Raw genomic sequence first — 1,611 nt, 5'->3', positions numbered from 1 at the left:
GAGATACCGTAGGACGAGCCCGAACGGCCAGAACCATGCATTCATATGCCGAATGGATCGCAAATTTTTTGGAATGGTGCGAGGTAAACTCTGCAGATATCCATACTTGCACTTACCACAATCATGTACTGCGGTATCAAAATGACATGACCAGCGGCGCTTGGTCGCGCAGGGGCAATGAATTATCTGGTAAGACAGCCAACTATCGCACACAGCAAGTCTGCGACTTTCTTGCATGGATGCACTGGAAGGGCCACAGGCGCCCCTTCAATGTTCCTTACAGTGAGAAGCAAGTCTCCCGGAGCACGCGCGCCGATGCTGACGTGAAAGTGTCAAAAACGGTGCGCATCCGCAAAGGTCAATCGGACAAGTCGTTCAACAAGCCGCTCATTCTTCCTGAGGAGGAGGAAGTGCGCCAGTGGGCAGAAGCCGTCTATCAAACGCAGGGGCAAACGATTGGCCTCATCTGCGAGACCATTCTCTGCTCAGCGCTAAGAAGAGAAGAAGTCGTATGTTTGCGCGTGGACACCTTGCCTCTCGACAGACGAGACTGGGTGATAACAAATCCAGAAGAGCCGGCAGATAAGCAACTCGTGATGCTCACTACCGACCGGATCTCGCATGACGAAAGGGAGCCCTATCTGAACGGCCGTATTGATATACCGGCCGTAGTCCTCTACGCCGACAACGATAGGATGCGTACTAGGAGGAGTTTCACGATAAACCTCCAGATCTGATGGATAAATCGATATTACTGCAATGCCGAGCAGGCAGACTACGATAAGTCGCCAAGGGCGACGTATGTGAACCAAGGCGTTCCATGCCAAACGGCGCATCACTTGATTTTTCACGGACGCCCCACTTTCGGCAGAACATCCAGCTCTGGCTTGTAGACAGGAGACCGCATACCGAATGCACCCAACACACTGTGGAAGACGCTCGCCTGAGTAAAGGCGCCGTCAACGAACTTTGTGGTGGTGTTCTCTTTTATGTTGTCTCGGGAATTCCATACGATGAATGGAATACGCTTCTGTTCCTCAGGAGCCACAAGCCACGGCGTCCCATGTAGGTACAAGCGCCCTTCTCCCAAAGATTCGCCGTGATCAGCGATGAAGAACAGGGTCGCGTCAATGTCTAGCCGCCTCAGTAAATCGATCGTCTGCCCAACTACGTGGTCCGTGTAGCGGATGCTGTTATCGTAGGCATTGATCAATTCCTCCTGACTACACTGCTGCAGCTGGACAGAGTTGCAAACCGGTTTGTACTCCTCAAAACTTGCTGGATATCGAGTGTTGTATGCCGGCCCATGGCTTCCGGTAAGATGCAGCACCACCAAGGTACGCGGCCCTTTCGAGTCCGCTATGTGCCTCTCTAATCCGAAAAGTAATCCTCCGTCGTAATTGCACTCGTCGCCAACACAGGTCTGCTTAACATCCTCAAGCTTCTGATAGTGAAGGACCTTCATTGGGGGTTCCCCGGCATTGTGGCTTCTCCAAGTCACCTCTACGCCGCTGCGCTGAAGATAAGTAGTGAGCACTTCCCATTTCCCCTCATCCCCAGAGGTGGTGTGGCCCAAGATACACTCCAGGGAAGCGGTGGTGTAGGTAGCGC

At 52.8% G+C, this 1,611-nt stretch carries 1 protein-coding gene and 1 pseudogene; one reads left to right on the top strand and one right to left on the bottom strand.

The features are described 5' to 3' along the window. Nucleotides 1–737, top strand: a pseudogene (locus AKL28_RS23530) (hypothetical protein); the annotation flags it as partial. Between the two features lie 110 nt (nt 738–847). Here the strand turns inward: AKL28_RS23530 and AKL28_RS23525 are convergent. Next, the coding region (locus tag AKL28_RS23525; protein WP_231602676.1) for a sulfatase-like hydrolase/transferase at nt 848–1,611 on the bottom strand (764 nt) is incomplete at its 5' end.

Source organism: Herbaspirillum chlorophenolicum, from assembly GCF_001189955.1.
Lineage (GTDB): Bacteria > Pseudomonadota > Gammaproteobacteria > Burkholderiales > Burkholderiaceae_D > Herbaspirillum > Herbaspirillum chlorophenolicum.
The sequence above is the reverse complement of the archived record's forward strand: the minus strand, read 5'-3'. Positions and strand labels throughout refer to the sequence as shown.